Below are 21,613 nucleotides of genomic sequence, written 5' to 3' on the forward strand. Positions count from 1 at the left end.
GTTTTGGTAGCGCATGCTCCAAATTGCAGGAGCAGACCGTGACAATCTCATTCAAGGGCGCACACTTTCCGAAAGAAGTGATCTTGTATGCTGTTTTCTTCTATCTCCGATACGGCGTGTCTTACCGGGATCTGGAAGAAATCATGGCTGAACGTGGCGTTGAACTGGATCACGCGACGCTAAACCGTTGGGTGAGTCGATATGCCGGTCTTGTAGCTGATGCTTCACGGTACAAAAAACGCCCTGTCGACCGTTCATGGCGCATGGATGAGACCTATGTGAAGGTGAAGGGTGAGTGGGTTTATCTCTATCGCGCCATCGACAAACACGGAAAGACCCTTGATTTCATGCTATCAAAGCGCCGGAACAAAGCGGCTGCGACCAAGTTCTTCGCTCGTGCGCTTGAGGCGAACGGTTTGCCACGGAAAATTGTCATCGACAAAAGCGGTGCAAACACAGCTGGCATTAAAGCAATAAACAAGATGCTGAAAGGCTTTGGTTGTCTGGTACCGATTGAGGTGGTCAGGCGGAAGTACCTCAACAACATCATTGAACAAGACCATCGCTTCATCAAACGTCGGATCAGGCCCATGTTGGGTTTCAAGTCTTTCGCTTCAGCTGCATCTGCCCTGGCTGGCATCGAACTGGTCAACATGATCCGCAAAGGTCAATTCACGCCCGGACTCCGTCCGTTTCAGCAGTTTGTTCAACTGGTAGGGTAATCAACCTGCCTACGCCATCTCCACAGCCTTCAAAGGAATTTGCGACAGAACCAGCGGCGGCAGGCTTTGCGGGACTTCCCCAACGATTTCCACACCCATTTCGACAAGATCCAATGCCCAAACCGCAACCGTAGTAGCAACTACGGCGGCAACAGGTCCCGCCTTCGTTAGAATATCGGCAAGCGCCACCGGAGCACCCAGCCTCAATAATTCGGGTTTTAACCATCGGCGGGCCCAAAAAAGGAAGGCCGTCGCACTGAGGCCGATAACGAGCGTAACCCAATTCACCTCATGCAAATGCGCAGCAATCGATGCGAGGATCTCGAGCAATGTATGTCCGCGAGCATTCACACCCAAAATGTGCTTAAGTTGGCTCGCGGCGATCAAGATCCCAGATGCAGTGATAAACCCCGCAATCACCGGGTGGCTCAAAAAATTAGCCAGGAAGCCCAGCCGCAAGAACCCCAAAAGCAACAGGAAACTGCCAGAAAGAAATGCGAGGGTCAGTGCCGCAATCGCGTAGCCTGCCGTGCCTTGTTCAGCAACCTGACCGACCGCTGACGCTGTTAGCAGTGAGACAACGGCAACCGGGCCAACGGCTAACGCGCGACTGGTTCCAAATATTGCGTAAAGAAGAATTGGCGCGATGGACGCGTACAGCCCCGCTTCTGGAGGCAATCCAGCCAGGAGCGCATAGGCCAGGGATTGAGGTATCAGCATGATGGTGACGATCACCGCCGCCATTAGATCGTTAGAAAGCTCTGCCCGTCCATAGCTGCGAGCCCAACTCAGAACCGGAAGATATTGCGCCGCCCGCATCCTTACTCCCCGCTACGCCGCGGTACGTCGTCGTGCGTGCCACAACGTTGCAGCGCGCTGACCGCTTCGGCAGTAGCCAAGGGCAGGCTCGGGTAGCTCTGCCAACGCCTTAGAAAAAGCAATGTGGTTCGATTCTGTTGCGCCGGAGGGTTTGACCGGCACATAGCGAGCTTGAAGACCTTGCGCCTTGGCGCATTCTTGGATCTTGCCAAAGGTAGGCTGCCCCTTTTCTTCGCCGTCAGGGCGCACACAGATTAGAGAGCGAAATCCGAGCGTTTTGACTTCCGCCAAGTCATCGGTCTCCAATTGACCGCAAGTACTGAAGTTGTCGGAAATTTGGGTGATTTCCATTGCTCTTATCCTTTCAAAATCAGAGTTTGTTGACCGGAACCTTGAGCATGGGGTTGCCGTCCACGTCCGTAGGCACCTCACCCGCACGCATATTTACCTGAAGTGATGGGATGATCAGCTTCGGCATTGCCAGCTGAGCATCTCGTTCTTTGCGGAACTTGACGAACTCTTCTTTTGATTTGCCACCACCAACGTGGATATTGTGGGCTTTCTCATCACCGACAGTTGTTTCCCAGGCGATTTCTCGCCCGTTTGGTCCGTAGTCATGACACATGAAAAGTCGTGTTTCGTCCGGCAAGCTCAGGACTTTTTGAATGCTATCGTAAAGCGTTGCTGCATCGCCGCCAGGAAAATCTGCGCGCGCTGATCCCCCATCCGGCATGAACAAAGTATCGCCCACAAAAGCCGCATCCCCTGCAACATGTACCATGCAAGCCGGCGTATGTCCGGGAGTGTACATTGTGAACACCTGCATATTGCCAACCATGTACGTATCGCCGTCTTCGAAAAGCTGATCGAACTGGCTGCCATCACGCTGGAACTCGGTACCTTCATTGAAGACCCTCCCAAACGTGTCCTGCACGATCATGATTTTTGAACCAATGCCGATCTTTCCCCCAAGCTTTTCTTGGATATACGGCGCTGCACTTAAATGATCGGCGTGAACATGGGTCTCAATGATCCATTCCAAATTCAGATCTTGGCTTACGATCTGGTGGACGAGCTCGTCTGCGTGATCGTAAGTGATGCGCCCCGCCGCGTAGTCAATGTCCATTACGCTATCGACAATGGCACATGAGTTCGAGGTTGGATCCTTCACAATATAGCTGATGGTGTTCGTCGCCTCATCGAAGAAGGCCTGAACGTCCGGCTTGATGTTCATGTTTACGGGATACGTCATCTGATTGTACTCTTGGGAGGTTGAGGGAAGTCGGAGACTACGCCGCCGACCGAACAGGACGCGGGAAAAGGAGCCTGCGCAGTACAAACCCGGCAAGAACTGCAACCAGAAAGAGAGCGACTTCCCAACGCCCGGTGCCAAGTGCAGGTATAGCAGCGCCGGGGCAGAAGCCTGCAATTCCCCAACCGATGCCGAAGAGAGCCGAACCACCAACCAGTCGCTTGTCTACGGCCGTCGCGCTTGGGATCTGAAAACGACCGCCAAAGAGCGGCGTTGTTTGCCGCCAGGCAAGTCTGTAGCCGAAGAAAGTGACCAGGAGCGCACCGCCCATAACAAAGGCGAGGCTAGGATCCCACGTCCCGGCAATATCGAAGAAATTCAAAACTTTGGCCGGATCCATCATGCCCGACATAGCGATACCAACACCAAAGATCAGGCCAGTAAACAAAGCAAAGACAAGTTTCATTGCATTACACTCCAAAGACATGACGGATCAGGAAGACTGTGACTGCAGCTGTGACCATGAAGGTCGGCACTGCCACCAAAGAGCGAACAGACAGCCGAGATAGTCCACAAACACCATGCCCTGAAGTGCAGCCAGACCCGAGACTGGCGCCCAGGCCGACGATCACACCGCCGATCACGATCATAGTCGGACTGACAGGTACCGTGAGTTCAGGCATTGCACCGGTCGCAGCATAGATCAGACCCGGTGCGAGCATCATTCCCGCAACCAAGGCTGTTCGCCAGGCGAATTCCTCGCGGTTTTCTGGGAATGCCAAACCGGACAAAATGCCCGTCGCACCCATGATGCGTCCCAGTCCGAGCATCAAAAGCACGGATCCAAGTCCAATTGCGAGCCCGCCTCCAAATGAGGCGATCGGCGTAAACGCGGTTTCCATCAGGCGTCTCCGGTTGTTCGTGTTGCAAACTGATTACCCACCGGTACCTTGCTCTTCAGTGACAATGTCACCTAACGCAAAAACTCATGCGCTGTCCGCCAAACGCTCCAATTGAGGTTTGTTTTGGAGGGTGATCCGCCCTCTCGTCTGACGGATAAGTCCGCGCTTTTGAAAATCGTTCAGTATGCGTGAAACGACCTCACGCGCTGTCCCTAACTCGTTTGCCAAAGCCTGATGCGTCGCCTGGATTTCGGAGTGACCTTCTCCCAGCGCCAAAAGGCGCTCTGCCAGTCGAACGTCCATTCTGCCAAAGGCGACATCGTCGACCACGCGCAGAAGATCAATCAACCGTCGAGAATAGGCCGAGAAAACGAAACCGCGAAAACTGTCTTCTTCAGCAGCCAGCCGATCAAATGAAGTTTTAGGTAATGTGATAGCCGTAACGTCGGTCTCGGCAATTCCCTCAGCATTATAAGCTTCCTCGGACAGCATGCAGGCGGTGGTCAGCACGCAGCTCTCTCCAGCCTCAACGCGATACAGCACGATTTCTCGCCCGGCATCAGAGCTTTGGGAAACGCGTATGCGGCCGGCATGCAAAAACATCAGACTGTCCGGGATATTGTCGGGTCCAAAAATTTGCTGGCCCTGCTTGTATGAAACCACGCGTGCTTCAAGTAGAAGCTTATCCCTGACCCGCCGAGGTAGGTTCCTCGTGCCAAGAAAGCTTTCGGTCCAATCTCCGACAGTTGTCTTCAATTTATGTCCTATGCCCTGTGCGTACGTTTCACTGGTTCCATGCAAAGATGCGGTGGCACGCGATCTGGATCAATGGCTCTCTTTGCTTTTCAGACTAGCTAGATCCGAGCGTCGCCCGACATTGGCCAGCCCGACTGGCTATTAACGCAGGCCTCAGCTCTTTGGCCGCTTCAGGCTCTTCGCGGCCATCGGCACCCACACAAAATCTGAACTGCAGGAGACCTGGAGCGATATCGTTGACAGCCCTTTCCGGACCTACACCCCATAGTCTCCATGCTGCGGCGCGGCCCGTCGAACCCGATGGGGTGGATAGCTCCTGCTCCAACCGGCGTCGCAATGCGCCATACTGCAGTTGTGTATCACTGCTAGGAAAGGAGCTACCCAATGCAAGTTACAACAGTCGGCATCGATCTGGCCAAACATGTTTTTCAAGTCCATGGGATTACTGCGGATGGCACCGTCGTTTTCAATCGAGCGATCCGGCGCGCCCAACTTGTCGCCTTCTTTGATGAACTCGAGCCATGTTTGGTGGGGATGGAAGCATGCGGGTCCAGTCATCATTGGGCACGAGAACTCTCAAAGCTGGGCCATGATGTTCGGCTGATCCCGGCCAACTACGTGAAGCCTTATGTGAAACGCGGCAAATCTGACGCGGTTGATGCTGAGGCGGTTTGCGAGGCAGTGACGCGCCCAACAATGCGGTTTGTAGCGCCGAAATCGGAAGCGCAGCAAGCGGTCCTATTTCTCCATCGTGCTCGCGATCTGATAGTCCGCCAACGGACACAGCTCAGCAATATGTTACGCAGCCTGCTGGTCGAGTTTGGCATTATCATAGCGCAGGGTACAGGAAGTGCCGTGAAGTATGCCAAGAGCCTTCTGGATGGTGACAAACCAGACCTGCCTGAAATTGCGATGGATGTTCTCAAGCAGCTGAGTCATCAACTCGTTGCCATGCATCTCCGCCTCCGTTGGTACGAGGTGCGCATGCGCCTGCATTCGAAACTGGACAAGCGCGTGATGTTGCTGCGCACGATCCCAGGAATTGGACCCGTGACAGCATCGGCAATTGTTGCAACCGTCGGTGACGCGAAGCAGTTCAAGAACGGCAGACAGTTTGCAGCCAGGCTTGGCCTGACGCCGCTCAACCGATCCAGTGGTGGTAAGGAACGATTGGGGCGGATCACGAAGATGGGCGACCGATATATCCGGCGCCTCTTGGTGACCGGTATGACGGCGCGATTGCGGCAAATGAAGGTGAACCCCGACCGTGTCGATCCATGGGCCATAGACCTGCTCGCCCGCAAGCCTCCCCGTTTGGCGACAATCGCCATGGCCAATAAGACAGCGCGGATCGTCTGGGCTGTGCTGACCAAGAGCGAATACTACCGTCCCCACCCGATCTAAGAGAACAAGAAGGGAATACTCGAGACAGCAAGACCCTTGAAATGATGGAGAACAGTCAGCCCGCCAGCCAAGACACCCCGTCGAACGGCAAGGACACTAGTTGTCCGCAATACCCGTATGGGACTTGGTCGCGGAAACCATCAAGGCCAGCAGCCGCGTGTGCTGCACAAACAGGCCGGACACACGTCTGCTTCTGACCAGTGCGAAATTACTTTCAAAAAATGTCTTGCTATGCGGGAGCTATCTACACATGCCGTTCCCTGCGAGCGCAAAATCAAAGGCTGCCTGAATTCGCAAAATGCGGGACGAAGTTCGAATTCGCCACACAAGTACTAATGAATGCTTTTGGTTGTCGTATTAGTGATGTGGATCTTCGCCCAGTGCGATCTGTAAGTGGTGTGCCTGATGGTGGGCGCCGATAGTCATGACGCCGAAGAATCCGAGGCCGAGGGCGCGGGCAAATTCCTGATCTGTATCGACTTCGATCCGCATCGTTGCTCCGTTCGCCGAGGGTTCAGCAGTCACCGCCCATCCGGTTGCCATTTCCAGCATGGGCGAATGCGCCAGCGCCATGCGTTCTACAGCATCGGCAACATGGCCCTCGCCGAAAGCGTGGAATTCGACGATCCGGCCCTCACTACTAGTACGCACATTCGCCTCTGTCGTGACCAGTTCCATATCCACGAGGTGATCGCGCAGCGCCTGAACATTGACTTTGCTCCAGTCGGTGCCGGGATCATCCGACAGAATTTGGACGATTTCAGCCAAGGCGGCAAATGCGGACTGACCCGTTTCAATGGGGCCACCTGAGCCATGATGAAAGTGTTGGGCTGTTGCAGGAACAGCCAAAAGCGCGACTGTGGCGCACAGGATTGATTTGATCATGAGACGTCCGTTGTTGCAGTTAGCATGCGAGATTTGCTACACCGCAAACAAAGAAACAAATATGATTGAAATCACATGTTGCCGCCTCCGTTCGATGTATTACACGTGAATTCTCTATCTAACCTGTGTTACGCCCAAGGTGGCCACGTGTTCCGGCAAGGCGACCCGACGAATGGTATTTTCTTCATCAAATCGGGCAACGTCTGCCTTACCCGAGTTACGGAATCTGGAAACGCTGTCACCATCCATAACGCCCAGCCTGGCGACATGTTTGCCGAAGCATCCATCTATTCGGATCACTACCACTGCGATGCGATTTGTTCCTGTTCATCCGAAGTTGTTCGGGTGTCGAAACGGGCCATTTTGTTGCGCCTAGAGGACGACAGCGCATTTTCGGAGGGGATAACCAAACGACTAGCAATGCAGGTGCAGGACTACCGCCAACTTTTGACGCTACATGCGGTGAAATCTGCAAATGAGCGAGTTTTGCTGGCAGTAGCGTTAGGCAAGCTAACCGGATCGGTCACACAGTTCGCCAGCCAGATCGGACTAACAAAGGAAGCCTGCTATCGGGCACTCAAAGACCTATCCGAACAGGGATTGCTCGTCAAAACTGGACGCGGGAGTTACGCACCCACGCCACGCGGTAACGATAGCCATCCTTAGTTATGTGGTGGATTGCGACCCGCTTGAATTTCCTGAACGCGCTCAGGCCAAGTGGACCTTATGTAGGCGAGAACATCCCAGATATCGTCATAGGTGAGGGCAGCCCCAAAGCCGGGCATGCCACTCGCAAAGCCGTCGACGCCACGCGCGGCCAACGCGGTTTTGTTGCAAAGATCTGAGGCCGTTGAGTTATTTCAGCAATCGCTTGTGCGTCATGTGGCGAGCTCAGCGAACTGCTGAAATGGGCAGAGTCCTGGTATGATTTGACCTTTGCGGATCATGTGCGCCACTTCTATTCCGTCGAGCGTTGCCGCCGCATAATCAATCCAACCAGATGCGCCAGATCCTCTCTTAACTCAGGCAGCCATCTGTCCCAAAATCCCTGACAACGGACAACCACCGCCAGCGCCGACAATTCTGCAATAATCACGCATAGCCAACGACGCTCTTTGCTCTGCTACTAAGCTTGTTGAGTCGCCCTAACGGCTGCCTTCCGCTCTCCAGTCAATTGCTCCGCTTCGTCCAGACCGGGGATCGCAACGCGCACTTCACGGCGGGCAAAGTCGATGCCGTTTTCCTTGAACGCGGCCTTGACCCGGTTGAAGATTTCCTTGCGCAGCGTGAACTGCTTGCCCGGTTTGGCCATGAACTTGCCCCGGATGATCATGCCCACATCGTCAAAGTCAAAGACGCCCTGAGACTTAAAGGGCTGCAGGAAGCCGTCCTTGTGGGTCTCGTCTTCCATCATCTCGGCACCGATCTTCTTGAAGATCTTCTTGACCTTGTTGGGGTCGGTGTCGAAGGGCACGGTGAATTTCAGCTTCATGATCACCCAGTCGCAACTGTAGTTGGTCAGCTTCTGGATCTCGCCATAGGGGATGGTGTGAACCGGTCCGCGATGGTGGCGCAGCTGCATCGAGCGGATCGAGATCTTTTCGACCGTTCCCGTGGTGCCGCCCACATCGACATATTCTCCGACGCGGAACGCATCATCGATCAGGAAGAAGATGCCGCCCACGATATCTGAGACCAGTTTCTGCGCGCCGAACCCGATGGCCAGACCCAGGATACCTGCACCAGCCAGCAGCGGTGTGATGTCCAGTCCCAGGGCCCCCAAAGCAAGCAGCACGAAGATCACAGAGATGGCAACCTGCGCGGTGACCCGCAGCAGCGGCAGAACCGTGGCCAGCCGCGAGCCACCTGCGCCACCGCCTTCGCCTGCCTCTTCATCCGGGCTTTGGTCCGCGGTCATCTCTTTCGCCAGACGACGGTTGATCCACAGCGAGACGAGCTCATTCAGGATATAGCCAATCGCGATGATGATGAAGAATTGAATCACCCGGCTGCCGTCTTCTTCACCGCCACCCGCAATTTCTTGCAGGTCCAGATTCCAGGCTTTGGCGATCATCAGGATCACCAGAATGCCCGCCAGCACCCGCCCAATGCGGATGTAGCTGCGTTTGGTCGATTTATAGGCTTGCTCGGCCACCGGACCTTCGCCCAGCATCGGGGGTTGCAGGTGACGCACCAGCCCTCGGATCAAGGTATCCAGCGCTGGCGCGATCAGCAGCCAGAACATGGTGGTGAAATGCGCGCCTTGCAGCAGGATGGCCCGGATCGCCGGATCGCGCTGTGCAGCCAGGAATTCAACCAGCAGCCAGATCACCGCAGACACACCAATCGCAAAGTAGGGGTAGTAGTGCGCAACTTCTTCATCGAACTTCGTATGATCAGGGTCGGTACCCAACATCATCTGCGACAGACCTTCGCGCGCGGTCCAGGCGATGACGCCGATATAGATGTGGATCGCGGCATTGAGCCAGAAGCCAATACGAGTCTCACCACCGGTGATGCCGTTCAACCGGTTGAAGTGCAGCAGGAACAAGGTAAAGCCAATCAGGATCAGCAGGCCGATCAAGTTGCGGTGCAGGTACTTCGCCCAGCGATCGTCGGTATTGACCAGGCGGTATTCTGGCTTGTTCGGGGCAAGAATAAACCGCGACGCCGCCGCACCCAGACGGGGAATCCAGATGAGGTAGAAGACAAACGGCGCGGCGTAAGTGACCTGCTCGGGCGTCAGAAGTCCGCGACCGATGGCTCGGATAACGACGTAAAAGACCACCAGGCCTGCGATCTCGTGGCAAAACCGGATGAACAGGTACCTTGCAGCGCCCCGTAAATCGTTTTCGTCCGCAGTGTCGGGCTTTGCGTGCCATTTGCGCGTTAGCAGGCCAAACAGTTTCTCGGCAATGAAGCCAACGACCAAAACGCTGATTATAAGGCCGATCAGGACGAGCGCGCCATTGCCACCGAACTTACCAATGAAGTTATCGACCGCATGTGCCTGTGCGCTGAAAATATTGGGAATAGTGACAACGACATGGGTCCAGGACGCCACCATTTCAGCCCAGATCTCATTGATCTCGGTAATGGGATCTTCGCGTTCTTCCGCCTCGGCGGCATTCTTTTCAGCAACCGCATCCAATCGTTCCAGCAGGATTGATCTGACCTGATCGTCCGACATACGTGCGACCAGACCATCAACCTGTTCAGGTGTTAGGCCTTCGGGAATGGTTACCGTTGCCGGTGCTTCCGATGAAGAGGTTGCCGCGACTTGCGCATGCAACGGCCCGACCAAAAGCAAGAAGCCAATCAGGGTAACACTAGAGAATAGCCGAAACATATGTCCCACTTTGCCTACGAGATGAGATTGAAAAACTGGCCACATCTGGTCAGGCTTGAACACCCCGAACCTGACCAGATCGACGATCTTTCGCCACAGAATTCAAACGACCTGGAAAGCTGCATGGGCTTCAATGTAAGCCACCACCTCGTTGGGCGTTGATTACAGTTTGCTCTAGCGGGTTGTAGCCTTCGGGCACCGGGACGAGATTGACCTCTTCGGCGTATTCATCAAAGAACGCCTGCATTTCTGCGACGAGGTCCGGCATCTCTGCAGCCAGGTTGTTGATCTCGGACGGATCGGCAATGGTATCATAGAGCTCCCATTCTCCTGTGCCTTTTGGCGGTGGATTTTGGGACAGCTTGTAGCGCCCTTTGAACACGGCACTGGAACCGGCCAATTCGTAGCCGACTGGATTGTCTTCATCACGGACCGTATCGAGCGCACCTGTCAGGACCGGTACCATACTAATCCCACTGGGTGGGTTGATCTCGCGACCCTGGTAGGTCGAACCTGGTGTCTCAACGCCTGCCAGCTCAAGCAGAGTTGGGACAATGTCCAGGACAAACGCGAAGCTTTCAACCTTCGTGCCTGCGGCAACCATTTCGGGGTAACGCACAATCAGCGGAACACGCAGGCCCCCTTCTGTCGAGAACGTTTTGTAATAACTGGCCGGTGTCGCTGCAGCTGCTGCCCAACTCGGACCGTAGTCCGCGTAGACACCTTGCTGTCCCATCGACGAAAAATCGCCTTGGTAATCCTCCATCCACACAGTGTCATAGTTGGCCTCATACCACTCTCGGTAGTCCGGTGAGAGCGTCAGTTGGTTGGGGTCAGGGCCGTTGTCAGACAAAAACAGGATGACAGTGTTGTCCAGTTCACCCTTTTCCTCGAGATATGCGAAAATCTCCCCAATGTTTTCGTCCATGTTGTCGAGCATACCTGCATAGGTCTGCATCCGGCGGGCATGGAAAGCCTGCTCTTCGCCGGACAGCGCGTCCCAATCCTCAAGCCGCCAAGGGTCGTAGCTGGTTTTGTCCATTGCCGCATCGAGCGCTACGTCCGGAGAAACAACGCCAAGTTCCACTTGGCGCTCCAGCCGTTTATCACGTAAATCGGCAAAACCACTGTCATAGACACCATCATATTTATCGATGTAGGGTTTTGGGGCCTGGTGGGGATAGTGCACCGCTTGATAGCCCACCCAAGCCAGAAAAGGCTTTCCATCATCTATGTTGCTGTCGATATAGTCGATAATGGTGTCGGTGTAGTGCTCTGTTGAAAAATAGTCTTCAGTGGGCAAAGACACGAGTTCGTTGTCTTCGTAGTAGTGAACGCGCTCGTAAAAAGGCGCATAGGGCTGCTCAACCCAATTGTCCGCCCCACTTTCGCCCAGCATAAAGGAACGATCAAATCCACGCGCATAGGCTATGGTATCCTCGTCATGCCCCAGATGCCATTTCCCGGCCATATAAGTGTGGTAGCCGGCATCGCGCAGCAACGTGGCAACCGTCACCACGCTGTCGTTGAGGTGTCCTTCATACCCCGGCTTACCAAATTGGTTATCGGCTTGGATCTCAAGCATGTTGCCCAGACCCGCCAGGTGGTTGTCTACACCACTAATGAGCATTGTACGTGTCGGTGAACAGGATGCACCAACGTGAAAATTGGTAAACAACATCCCCTGAGCTGCGAGTTGGTCAATATTCGGTGTCTCAATCTCGCTGCCAAAAGCACCAACGTCCGAGAAACCCATGTCGTCTGCGATCAGGATCAGGAAATTAGGGCGTGTATCTTCTTGCGCTGCCGCGGCAGAAAAACCAAGCGCCGCAAAAGCGGAAAACAGGGGGAAAATTCGTCTCATACCAAACTCACCATAATTGCCGTTTTAAGCGCACTTCTAGAAGCGCGACACAGCTTATCGTTGCGTATTAGAGCTGTCGTTGCGATAGCTTGCAGCCAAGGTTTCACTTTTCGGAACGAGCGTATAAACTTCTGAAATCGAGATTGCGGCCCCGGATTGTCGCTTGGAAATTCGTCACAGTATTCGTGGCCGCCGAAGGGCAACAAACATGATTGACACGAAATTGGCCGTTGCCGTGAAAGCTCTCGCGCGAGTGGGAGGATTTCGTGAAGCAGCCGCAGCTGCCGGGGTTTCGCCAGCCACATTGTCCCGTCGGATTTCGCAGGCGGAGGATTATGCAGGAAAACGTCTATTCGAACGCAGCCGAAACGGCACCACACTGACTGAAGCCGGGCAAAAGTTTCTTCAGCTCTTATCCGATTTGGACACGGCGGGGAATTCCTTTGAACGCGGCGTCGCGGCTTTGCGCGATGAAGGCGCAAGTCTTCTTGCGATCGGGTGTGGGCCACTGACGACGCGAACCATTATTTCCCCCAGCCTCGAAAAACTCCTTTCTGAAATGCCGGACCTGCGGGTCCGGATCGATGTGAGGGCCACCAAAGAGCCGCTCGAAGCTCTGCGCAGCGGCCGTATCGATATTGCCGTATGCGACCTTACCCATACACCGGACTTGAGTGACCTTGAGATCCAGGTAGCACACCGCAGGCCCGTTTCATTCTGGGCGCGACCAGAGCATCCTATTCACGCAGAAGCACCGGTACCTTTAGACAAACTCTTTCGACGGCCTCTTATGGCGCCATTTTTGCATAAGCATTGGCGCGCAACGTTTGCAGAAATCCTCGGAGGTGATGCCCAAGCCTGGGAGCTTGCGGAGCGACTCCCTCAGATCGAATGCGACGATTATGGGATGCTCATCGATTTGGCGTGCCGATGCGACATTGTCTGTGGCGGCATGACCGACGCGTTTGTGGAACATGCAAAACTTGAACGCCTTAAGCAGGTTACCACTCAGACCGAAATTCAATGGAATATCTGTTTCGCGCGCCGAAGAAACCACCGCTTTGACTCATTGGATGTGCTTTGGCGGATATTGCGGACCGAATTCGGGGTGTAAATCGATGAGCCAGATCAATATCTTTGAGACGGACCGCAAGCACCGCACCTTAACGATCGTCTGACGGGTTACACCAGCATGGCGCCAAGAGACGTGAAGTTGCCTGGCTGACCCGAAACCATGCAAGCTTCTTGTAAGATAAGTTGGAACCGTGCAAACCGCCGAGGATGATATGAGTTTCAATCTTGCAGAGCCAAAATCATCTACAAACCGCATCGAAACCAGCGAAACAGTATTTTGAGATTGTTCAAACTCTTCAAAGCAAATCGAGACTGCAATCTGACACGGCTTCTTCCTTTCCGGCGGTTGGATCGTTCGCGCGAGCACCTAGCCGGGATAGCTGAGGCGACTCAAACTGTCATCTTGCTTGAACCTGGGTTCGGCAGCTGCAACCAAATTTTGAGGGCCCATCAGAAGCAATTTGGGGAAACCCCTGCATGCTTTGGAGGTCCAAGCCTATGAGTGCCGCTACAAGCTACGCTCTGGCGGCCTATTTTTTGGCTCATATCGGCGTTGCTATTTGGGCGAGAGCGAAGCGCCGCGGAACGATCGAGAGCTATTATCTCGCTGACCGCGATATCGGCATGTTTGCCCTGACGGCCACCCTCGTTGCCTCCGCCGTGAATGCTCTCGCAGTCACTGGAACCCCAGCGCTATTTTACACTGGCGGCGTTCTATTCTCGCAGATGTTTGTAGCAGTATTAATGACGTCGGCGCTCGTTTGGTCCTTTGGGCCGACGATCGCCAAGCAAGGACGCCAAGGTGGAATTGTCACCCAGGCAGAGTATTTCGGCAGTCACTACGGATCCCGCAATGTTCAATTATTGGCCGCCCTGCTGGGACTTCTGTCGCTACTCCCGTTCCTAGCCGCGCAGATTGTCGGCGTCGGCAAAATTCTCGCCGGAGTTTCCGGCGGTCAAATACCGTTTGAAACTGGAGTGATAAGTTGTGCGCTCGCTATTGCGATCTACGTTTTCTTTGGCGGTGCAAGAGCCGTTGTCGCGAGCGATGTTCTGCAGGGCATCATCATCCTTATTTTCTTACTTGCCTCCGCTTTTGTTTTGATCAGTGCGCAGGGGGGAGTATTTGAGGTGCTCACTCAAATTAGCCTGTCAATGCCAGACAAACTTGTATTCTCCGCAAGCAATTTACCGCCCTTCATAGATAATTGTCTGTCCTGGTCATTTGCGTTCTTTCTCTGGCCGCACATGTTCCAGCGCCTGTTGATGGCGCGAAAAGAAACTCGAATCCAGTACGTCGCTACCATGAGCTGTCTGTCCTACTTCGTTGTCGTACTCTGCATTCTAGCTACGGCGATGGCCGCGACGGTGCACTTTGGCGATGTTCAAATTGATCCGGATCGCCTGGTACCGGCCGCGTTGAGTGCGCTATGGCCCGTCGGTGGAACTATTCTTATCGTCGCTATTCTTGCTCTCGCCATGAGCACGATTGACAGCATTGTATTGACGTCCGGATCAATCTTGTCGCGCGATTTCCTGTCACAAACAACCCAGTCTGGCGACGAAGTGCATAATACCACGATTTCGCGAGTTCTGGTTTTGCTCATTATGGCCCTGGCGATTTCGATTGCTGTGACTGAGTTCGGTACTCGAACGGTCCTTCCCTTGGTCACCTTAAGCGCATCGATCGCGACACTGGCGCTGTGGCCATTGCTCGGTACCGTTTGGCCAAAAGTGAGCACCACGGGCGTTATCCTCACGCAAGTCAGCGGGCTGCTAGCCATGATCTATGTTTTTGCAACTGGGAACAGTCCGTTTCAGCCGCTTGGTTCGGCATCCACAGCGTTTATTGTCTCGGCTGCGGTGTTTTTGGCGACGACGCTGGTCTTTCCTCGAAAAGGATACACTTAGATGAAAGGGTGTATTGCACCCGCTTTCCTACTTTAGTGAATTTTGCGACAAAGCCTCAATGAGGTGCGGGATTCCCATACTGGCAAAACAGTGGTGCTTGTCTGTGCATGGGACAATGGGCAAGTAAATGTTGCATCTGACGGTGGGCTGAAGGTGGTAGAGCTTTCCCCCACAGCGCGCCTTCGTCTTTGAGAAATTGGTCCCGAGGATAGAAAGATTGCCTTGAGATCGCAGAACTCAACATAATTTCACTTCTGCGTTTTTGGTTTGAAGCAGGGGGTGTGTGCTATTTCCAAGTGCGACTTCTGTTAGAAACCAATGGGTTATCTAATGAGGAGAAAATGGCACAGGCGCAGTGTATTCGCAACTCGGCATTTAGAAACGGCGTAGGATTGAGCGCTGGAGGCATGCGAAGGTCCCTGTTCGAGAGATGGCACATGTGTTGAAACGCTCGAAGGCAACTATCCATCGCGAGATCAAATAAACGTCTTCTCAGAACCCTGTCATCTGAACGCGATGGTTACTACGGCGCGTCTGCGCACCGGAAAGCTGCAGATCGGTGATGGGACACCTCATGTCCTACTTCTCACCTGTTGGAGCATGAGACTTGCGGTCTGGCGACGGCAGAATTACGCGAGTTGATGTCGGAAAAGGATACAAATAACGTCCTTTATTGGACTCGTCGGCGGTGTTCATTCGTCCTGTCATCAATTTGCTTGCCCATAAGCATGTCATCCCACCGATGCTCGGCGCTGGTGGGATTGGGTTCTCAATCCAGACCTATATCCGTTTATCCGTTCGTCGAAACAGCGAGTGTGGCGTTGGCCGTGAAAGCTCTAGTAATAGCTTCTGCCCCCATCAACGTAGCGCTAAGGCAAATCCGCAATCGTTGTCTATTCGGAACCTGTCCCTCTATGAGTAGATTTCGATTGGCGTCCCGTCTTTGACCATAGCGTAGATCTCTTCAATCTCCTGATCTGTGACAGCGACGCACCCTGCAGTCCAGTCACGCTTGTTCGTGGGATCAATTCCAGGGCGAGGGCCGCCATGGATAAAAATATCACCGCCCGGAGAACGACCCCGAGCTCGGGCAAACGCAGAATCCGCCTCGTTCGGATAAGAGATTCCGATTGAAAGATGGAAAAGGCTCTCGGGATTGCGACGGTCAATTACATAGGAGCCTTCAGGTGTTCGCCCGTCTCCTTCGAATTGCTTGTGACCTTCGGGGGCAAATCCGAGTCCAATTGGAAAAGCCCGCAAGACACGCTCACTACCATCGAGGATAAGTAGGCGCTGCGCTTTGTATAGCCGAAGCCGAGTCACAACCGGCCCATTGTAAGTACGGAACTTGCTTGCACAGCCGGACAAAAAGGCGGCTATGAAGCCAGAGAGAAACAGACGTCTTTTCATTGGAACTGCTCGGCTCATTTTGATTTTTTCAAAAAAATATCACTAAAGGCCAGTTGAACAAAGGTATATTGGATCTCGCTAGGACAGGAACCGAAAACAAAGTGATCAGTTGTGGCCACCTCGTCAGAAGTGCAATGAGTAACTCTATGATTTCGACATATGTTATTCTTAAGCAATCTTTCAGTTTTCGCCTATTCAGTACGGAGATCGCTGCTGTAGTCAGGTTTTTTGCCGCTGGAAATCTTGACGCCGATTACTAAGTGAGCCAGATCATCTACCGAATTGGATTCTTGTTCTAAGGACTCGTTCACTACGTCTGCACCTGTATCGATTTTCAGGTACCCACGTAGTTTCGCGCCGGGCCACCCACCCTCAGATAGCGTCACTGTCTAGCTGCAACTTAGGACAATCTCTGTCTATGTGAAATTAGATCTACCAAATTTCGCAACCATATTTGAGGCTCTTTTTGTTTCTACTTTGCTTCATCGGCCCGCCCAACGAACCGTTCAAACACTGCAAGAGTTTCTTCGCTTACATGATGCTCAATACCTTCAGCGTCATGCTCTGCCACTTCTGGTGAAACGCCCAAGGCGATCAGGAACTCCACGACAATCCGGTGACGCCTTCTACAAGCTTCCGCCAATTGACGCCCGGCATCGGTCAGCTGAAGTGAGCGGTAGGGTATTTGCTCAATGAAACCCTCTCGTTTCAAACGAGCCAAATTCTTGGAAACCGTAGGTTGGGTCACGCCCAATCGCTCGGCTATTTCGACCGGGCGCGCCGTGCCATTCTGATGGATCAGCTCCGCGATAAGTTCAACGTAGTCTTCAACCATTTCGCTTTGGTGGGCCTGTCGCACAGCCTCAAACCCACTCGCCTGGGTATCAATGCTACGATCTGAATTTACCGGTTTTGTTTCGGTCATCGGCTCACGATTACGTCGCTGGTCTAGTCTCCAGTGTATGCACCTGAAAGCCGAGCTTGACAATGAGCATGCCTTCATCATTAAATTAGACAAGGCTAACTTTGATAGACAGTGCTATGAAACACCTGATAGCGTCCACACTACTTTGCGCATTGCCCGTGATCGCGGATGCCACGGCGATTGAAGAATCTCCTTGGGCTCCGCGCGCTGCCGCGTATCGACTGACCTTGTTCATGGGAAATCTAACCCCGGTTCCCTGGGATGAAATTGAGAGGAGTTGGACTTCGCCCGCACCTGGCAGTGACATTCAGGTCGCTCCCTTGTCACGCGTCTCCGGCAACGAAGCGATTGCGATCAACCAAGCTATGAAAGCCGAAGATCGGCAGGCGCTGTTTGAAGCAAGCACAACTGCCATTGCTGAGGGAATTCTGCGCCATTTGGATGTCGCAAAGACCGCGCTGGGTCAGCCTGAAGCGGCACGCGAGGTCGCGCAAGCGGCTGCTCTGTTCCGCGCATTCGAGGATGGTATCAAGGCTGCAGACACGTCGGCGTCTCGCGATCTGGGCCGGGCATGGTTGGTTCTGAACTCCACCCTTGGCAGCGCAGGAGTACTGGGCAATGGCGCACAAACAGTGGATGTCGACCAATTTGCAGAAGCTCAGGCCACTATTGTTGCCTATATTCGTGCCAACTATCTGCCATCCGAGTATGCCCAACGCGACAAGTTAACACCGCTGCCTGAAACAGTAGTTCTTTCAGGCGAACAAATCACAATGCCCGCCACGCTGCCGCCAGGGTCGAACATCGGAGATCAGGCGCAGCTGCCGCGGCTGGTTCTTCAGTTTGAAGAGGCGGGTGAGGATGAGGCCAATCTACCGCTGGTGGCCTATGGAGATATGCTGTTCGACAGCCCTGAAATCTTCGGCGGCCCGGCGCGCGAGTTGGGCATCGCCTGCTCGACCTGCCACAACCGCTCCGACGTGAACCGGGATTTCTTCATTCCGGGCCTTTCATCCCATCCAGGTGGGATGGATGTGGACGGTTCGTTCTTCAATCCAATGTTCAATGACCGGACCGATGATCACTTGGACACGCCTTCCATGCGTGGCATCCGCTTTACCGCACCTTATGGCCGCGACGGGCGCGAACCAAGCCTGCGCCGGTTCATCCGAAATGTGATTGTGACCGAGTTCGCGGGAAAGGAACCAACGCCGTTCCAGCTGGATGCGCTGGAAGCCTATGTCAAACAGTTCGACTTCCTTCCCAACCCAAAGATCGACCGGTACGGCAAGCTGACCGATCTGGCTTCGGACGACGCCAAGCGCGGAGAGGTGCTGTTCAACACCAAATTTGCCGGACTTGGTGACAAATCCTGCGCTTCGTGTCACACGCCTGACCGTCAGTTCCGCGATGGTCTGACCTACGACATGGGCAGCGCTGAACCACCATTCCCCGGGGGCACGGCTACGGCGTTCGAAACCCCGACACTGCTCAACGTCAATTTCACTGCACCTTACATGCATGACGGATCGCTGCCGACGCTGGCCAGCGTTGTTGACTGGTTCAATGACACCAAGAATTTGGGGTTGGACGAAGCACAGCGCGCAGACCTGACTGCCTATGTCGAAGCCGTTGGCGACGGTGAAGACCCCTATCAAGTATTCGAAGGCCGTGACAGCGTATTCCGCTTGTCCTGGGAAGAACTGACAACATTCGCCAGCACGCTCGATACCCTGCTGCCTATGCAGGATGCTGAAAACATAGCGGTTCTGATCGACACGGTAGCTCCTGATCTGGCGACGGATGCCAGTGTCATGGTCAATCAGAACGCCAAGCCCGAAATCTACGAATTCGCTGCCATCCTGCGAGCGGTTGGCGATGCCAGCGCCGAAGGAAACTGGACCGAAGCCACCCGCCAATGGGAGCTGTTCAAGGCCATGCAGGCCGAAATTGACGAGAGGATGTTCTGATGCTGTCGCGCCGCAATTTTCTGGTCGCTGCAGCCGCATCTGTAGCCCTGCCCGTAATGGCCGCAACTGATCAGGGGCTGAAGCTGGCCTTCATCCCGCAGGAGAACCCCGAAAAGCTGTTGGGTGATATCAACATCATCACAGGCTGGCTTTCCGAGCAGATGGGTGTTCCGGTCACGGGGTTTGTGACGTTTGACCACGCAGCCGCCGTCGAGGCGCTGCGCAACGGTGATGCCGATATCTCGTTCATGGGAGCGTTGCCCTTTGTGTTGGCCGAGGACCAGATCGGTGCCGTACCGCTCTTGTCCGAGGTTTATCGCGGGCAACCCAGCTATTCGGGCCGCGTCTTCGTGCGACGTGACAGCGGTATCGAAACGCTGGCCGATCTCCGGGGACGTGACATTGCCTTTTCCGATCCGGTCTCGGAATCCGGTTACATCTATCCGCTTGATCTGTTTGTGCGCGCCGGGCTGTTCTCGGGCACAGGCGATGCTGACAGTTTTTTCGGGCAGAAGTTCTTTGCCGGTGGTTATCAGCAAGCGATGCAGGCCATGGCCAACGGACTGGTCGATGCGGCAGGCGCAAGCCAGTATGCCGATCTCTATCTGACACCGGATCAGCAGGCCGAGGTCAAGGTGCTGGCGGAATCAGAACAAATTCCCAGCCACGCAATCATCGCCCGCCCTGACCTGGACGCTGGGCTGCAGGCGAAGTTCATTGAAACCATGCTGCGCCTCAACGAGAGTGAGAACCGTCACCTGCTCACCTACCTCTATGGCCCGGACGGCTATCTCCCTGCTGATCCATCGGTTTACGAAGGCGTACGCGAGACTGCGCGGCGGTATGGGTTTCTGAAATGAACCCTGTGATTTCACTCAACGCGGTATCGCAGCACTTTGCCAGTGCGGCAGCTCTTGCAGATGTTTCACTGTCGGTGCAGCCGGGTGAAAGTGTCGCGCTACTCGGTCCTTCGGGTGCGGGCAAATCAACGTTGCTGGCGTTGTTGGATGGTCGTTCGAGCGGTTGGCAGGGCGAGGCCCAGGTGCTGGGCAAGTCACTTTTGGCAACAGGAATTCCATCCCGCGAGGACCGTGCCAATATCGGCTTTGTCTTCCAGGAATTCGCATTGGTTGATCGGCAGAGTGTCTATCAGAATGTGATGAACGGTCGGATGGGCCGGATGAATATCTGGTCCTCACTCTGGGGGCGGTTCCGGGAAGAGGACCATATGTGCGTGACACGGGCGCTTCAGGATACGGGGCTGTCCGATCTGGCAAGCCGCCGTGCCGATCAGTTGTCGGGTGGACAACGGCAGCGCGTTGCGATTGCCAGATGTCTGGCACAAGAACCCGAGTTGATCCTTGCGGATGAGCCCGTCAGCAATTTGGACCCTGCTCACGCAGAACGCATTCTGAGCCTGATCACCAGCTCTGCACGTAGCCGCGAAATCGGCGTCATTTTCAGCTCGCATCAGCCCGACCTGTCACGCCGCTTTGCTGAGCGCATCATAGGCCTGCGAGATGGCGTGGTATTGTTCGACAAACCGTCGGCTCAGTTGACCAGCGGGGACATCGATGAACTGTATCACGGTGCCGGTGTCACATCGGGGCTGCGTGTAGTCAGTTGATGGGTCGATCCGTCATTTGGGTCATGCTGGTGCTGGCGATCCTGTGGTCGCTGACCAGCGGAGATATGGGATTGGGCAAGCTGCCAGGCGCGGGACCCCGTCTGGCAGAGTTTTTGGGGCGTATGATCCCACCTGACCTGTCCGTTTGGCGCGAGGTTCTGACCGGGCTGGCGGAGACTCTGAGGATCGCCATTCTGGGAACATTGTTCGCCGTGATCCTGTCGGTGGGACTGGCCGTTTTGGCCTCTGAAACTATGGTACCACCAGCGATCTGGCGTCCCGTCCGTGCCTTGCTTGCGGTTATCCGGTCGATCCCGCTGATCCTGGTCGCTATGCTAATGGTGGGCGCTGTTGGGTTGGGTCCGCTTCCCGGTATACTGGCAATCACATTTCACGCGACCGGCATGTTGGCAAAGTTCTATGCAGAAGCCATCGACAATGTTGCCACCGCTCCTGTGGCGGCGCTTGAAAGCGCAGGGGCCAACAGAATTCAACAGTTGCGTTGGGCAATCTGGCCGCAGATGGCGCCTGTGATCATGCGCGATACCGTATTTCGGTTTGAGCTAAATCTGCGCGAAAGCCTGATACTGGGCATTGTCGGTGCAGGTGGCATTGGGTTGTATGTGCAAACCTATGTACGGTCGTTTCAGTATGAAAAGGCTGCGACCGTGACGTTGGCAATCATTGTTCTGGTTTTATTGTCAGAGGCGCTGAATATGGCCTTGCAAAAACGGTTCAACTAA

Annotated in this window: 20 protein-coding genes and 3 pseudogenes; 10 read left to right on the top strand and 13 right to left on the bottom strand. The window is 54.5% G+C overall.

Features of this window, described 5'->3' with window-relative positions:
• Positions 1–38 precede the first annotated feature (38 nt).
• Positions 39–722, top strand: a complete 684-nt coding sequence (locus FIU92_RS21225; protein WP_152460721.1) for an IS6 family transposase — start codon at positions 39–41, stop codon at positions 720–722.
• A 45-nt stretch (positions 723–767) separates the two neighbouring features.
• On the opposite strand, the pseudogene FIU92_RS21230 reads toward FIU92_RS21225, so the two are convergent.
• The 6 genes and pseudogenes from FIU92_RS21230 to FIU92_RS21255 form a co-directional block, all read right to left on the bottom strand.
• Positions 768–1,541 (bottom strand): annotated as a pseudogene (locus FIU92_RS21230) (SulP family inorganic anion transporter); the annotation flags it as partial.
• Between the two features lie 12 nt (positions 1,542–1,553).
• Positions 1,554–1,892, bottom strand: coding sequence for a TIGR01244 family sulfur transferase (locus tag FIU92_RS21235; RefSeq protein WP_152460723.1), 339 nt, complete (start codon positions 1,890–1,892; stop codon positions 1,554–1,556).
• 19 nt (positions 1,893–1,911) lie between these two features.
• The gene (locus FIU92_RS21240; RefSeq protein ID WP_152460724.1) at positions 1,912–2,793 is read right to left on the bottom strand and encodes an MBL fold metallo-hydrolase; all 882 of its coding nucleotides are present in this window, start codon (positions 2,791–2,793) and stop codon (positions 1,912–1,914) included.
• 37 nt (positions 2,794–2,830) lie between these two features.
• Positions 2,831–3,259 carry a DUF6691 family protein gene (locus FIU92_RS21245; RefSeq protein WP_152460725.1) on the bottom strand — a complete coding sequence of 143 codons (429 nt, stop codon included), beginning with the start codon at positions 3,257–3,259 and terminating at the stop codon, positions 2,831–2,833.
• A 4-nt stretch (positions 3,260–3,263) separates the two neighbouring features.
• Positions 3,264–3,695, bottom strand: coding sequence for a YeeE/YedE family protein (locus tag FIU92_RS21250; protein WP_152460726.1), 432 nt, complete (start codon positions 3,693–3,695; stop codon positions 3,264–3,266).
• 84 nt (positions 3,696–3,779) lie between these two features.
• Complete coding sequence (locus FIU92_RS21255) at positions 3,780–4,451, bottom strand: Crp/Fnr family transcriptional regulator (protein WP_152460727.1); 672 nt, start codon at positions 4,449–4,451, stop codon at positions 3,780–3,782.
• Positions 4,452–4,835: 384 nt separating this feature from the next.
• Here FIU92_RS21255 and FIU92_RS21260 point away from each other — a divergent pair, with 384 nt between their 5' ends.
• On the top strand, positions 4,836–5,855 hold the full coding sequence (locus FIU92_RS21260; protein ID WP_152460728.1) for an IS110 family transposase: 1,020 nt from the start codon (positions 4,836–4,838) through the stop codon (positions 5,853–5,855).
• A gap of 357 nt (positions 5,856–6,212) precedes the next feature.
• Here the strand turns inward: FIU92_RS21260 and FIU92_RS21265 are convergent, their stop codons facing one another.
• A complete protein-coding gene (locus FIU92_RS21265; RefSeq protein WP_152460729.1) occupies positions 6,213–6,740 on the bottom strand; it encodes a hypothetical protein in 528 nt (175 codons plus the stop codon).
• Positions 6,741–6,887: 147 nt separating this feature from the next.
• Here FIU92_RS21265 and FIU92_RS21270 point away from each other — a divergent pair, with 147 nt between their 5' ends.
• Positions 6,888–7,406 (top strand): Crp/Fnr family transcriptional regulator, encoded by a 519-nt coding sequence (locus FIU92_RS21270; protein WP_172978559.1) that lies wholly within the window; start codon positions 6,888–6,890, stop codon positions 7,404–7,406.
• A gap of 212 nt (positions 7,407–7,618) precedes the next feature.
• Here the strand turns inward: FIU92_RS21270 and FIU92_RS23080 are convergent.
• From FIU92_RS23080 to FIU92_RS21290, 3 genes and pseudogenes are all read right to left on the bottom strand, one after another.
• Positions 7,619–7,723, bottom strand: a pseudogene (locus FIU92_RS23080) (IS6 family transposase); the annotation flags it as partial.
• 143 nt (positions 7,724–7,866) lie between these two features.
• On the bottom strand, positions 7,867–10,089 hold the full coding sequence (locus tag FIU92_RS21285; protein ID WP_152460731.1) for a mechanosensitive ion channel family protein: 2,223 nt from the start codon (positions 10,087–10,089) through the stop codon (positions 7,867–7,869).
• Between the two features lie 130 nt (positions 10,090–10,219).
• Positions 10,220–11,953, bottom strand: coding sequence for an arylsulfatase (locus FIU92_RS21290; RefSeq protein ID WP_152460732.1), 1,734 nt, complete (start codon positions 11,951–11,953; stop codon positions 10,220–10,222).
• A gap of 208 nt (positions 11,954–12,161) precedes the next feature.
• Here FIU92_RS21290 and FIU92_RS21295 point away from each other — a divergent pair, with 208 nt between their 5' ends.
• The 3 genes from FIU92_RS21295 (at position 12,162) to FIU92_RS23230 (ending at position 15,422) form a co-directional block, all read left to right on the top strand.
• Positions 12,162–13,067 carry a LysR family transcriptional regulator gene (locus FIU92_RS21295; RefSeq protein ID WP_152460733.1) on the top strand — a complete coding sequence of 302 codons (906 nt, stop codon included), beginning with the start codon at positions 12,162–12,164 and terminating at the stop codon, positions 13,065–13,067.
• A gap of 458 nt (positions 13,068–13,525) precedes the next feature.
• On the top strand, positions 13,526–14,938 hold the full coding sequence (locus tag FIU92_RS21300) for a sodium:solute symporter (protein WP_170609217.1): 1,413 nt from the start codon (positions 13,526–13,528) through the stop codon (positions 14,936–14,938).
• Between the two features lie 391 nt (positions 14,939–15,329).
• Positions 15,330–15,422, top strand: coding sequence for a helix-turn-helix domain-containing protein (locus FIU92_RS23230; RefSeq protein WP_152460845.1), 93 nt, complete (start codon positions 15,330–15,332; stop codon positions 15,420–15,422).
• 428 nt (positions 15,423–15,850) lie between these two features.
• Here FIU92_RS23230 and FIU92_RS21310 read toward each other — a convergent pair whose 3' ends face one another.
• From FIU92_RS21310 to FIU92_RS23235, 3 genes and pseudogenes are all read right to left on the bottom strand, one after another.
• Positions 15,851–16,348: a murein L,D-transpeptidase family protein gene (locus FIU92_RS21310; RefSeq protein ID WP_152460735.1), complete on the bottom strand. Its 498-nt coding sequence runs from the start codon at positions 16,346–16,348 to the stop codon at positions 15,851–15,853.
• Between the two features lie 472 nt (positions 16,349–16,820).
• Entirely contained in the window at positions 16,821–17,273 is a 453-nt protein-coding gene (gene mntR / locus FIU92_RS21315; protein WP_152460736.1) for a manganese-binding transcriptional regulator MntR, read from the bottom strand.
• Between the two features lie 768 nt (positions 17,274–18,041).
• Positions 18,042–18,149: pseudogene (locus FIU92_RS23235) on the bottom strand (hypothetical protein); the annotation flags it as partial.
• A 224-nt stretch (positions 18,150–18,373) separates the two neighbouring features.
• On the opposite strand from FIU92_RS23235, the gene FIU92_RS23240 reads away from it, so the two are divergent.
• Genes FIU92_RS23240 through phnE form a run of 4 tightly spaced genes read left to right on the top strand, consistent with a single transcriptional unit; the run spans position 18,374 to position 21,613 of the window.
• Complete coding sequence (locus FIU92_RS23240; RefSeq protein ID WP_367396997.1) at positions 18,374–19,243, top strand: cytochrome c peroxidase; 870 nt, start codon at positions 18,374–18,376, stop codon at positions 19,241–19,243.
• A complete protein-coding gene (locus FIU92_RS21325) occupies positions 19,243–20,103 on the top strand; it encodes a phosphate/phosphite/phosphonate ABC transporter substrate-binding protein (RefSeq protein ID WP_152460738.1) in 861 nt (286 codons plus the stop codon). The genes FIU92_RS23240 and FIU92_RS21325 overlap by 1 nt, the downstream gene beginning before the upstream one ends.
• Positions 20,100–20,870, top strand: coding sequence for a phosphonate ABC transporter ATP-binding protein (locus tag FIU92_RS21330; protein WP_152460739.1), 771 nt, complete (start codon positions 20,100–20,102; stop codon positions 20,868–20,870). The genes FIU92_RS21325 and FIU92_RS21330 overlap by 4 nt, the downstream gene beginning before the upstream one ends.
• Complete coding sequence (gene phnE, locus FIU92_RS21335; protein WP_152460740.1) at positions 20,870–21,613, top strand: phosphonate ABC transporter, permease protein PhnE; 744 nt, start codon at positions 20,870–20,872, stop codon at positions 21,611–21,613. Before FIU92_RS21330 ends, phnE begins: the two co-directional genes overlap by 1 nt.

The sequence above is a fragment of the Ruegeria sp. THAF33 genome, assembly GCF_009363615.1.
In the GTDB taxonomy this organism is placed as follows: Bacteria; Pseudomonadota; Alphaproteobacteria; order Rhodobacterales; family Rhodobacteraceae; genus Ruegeria.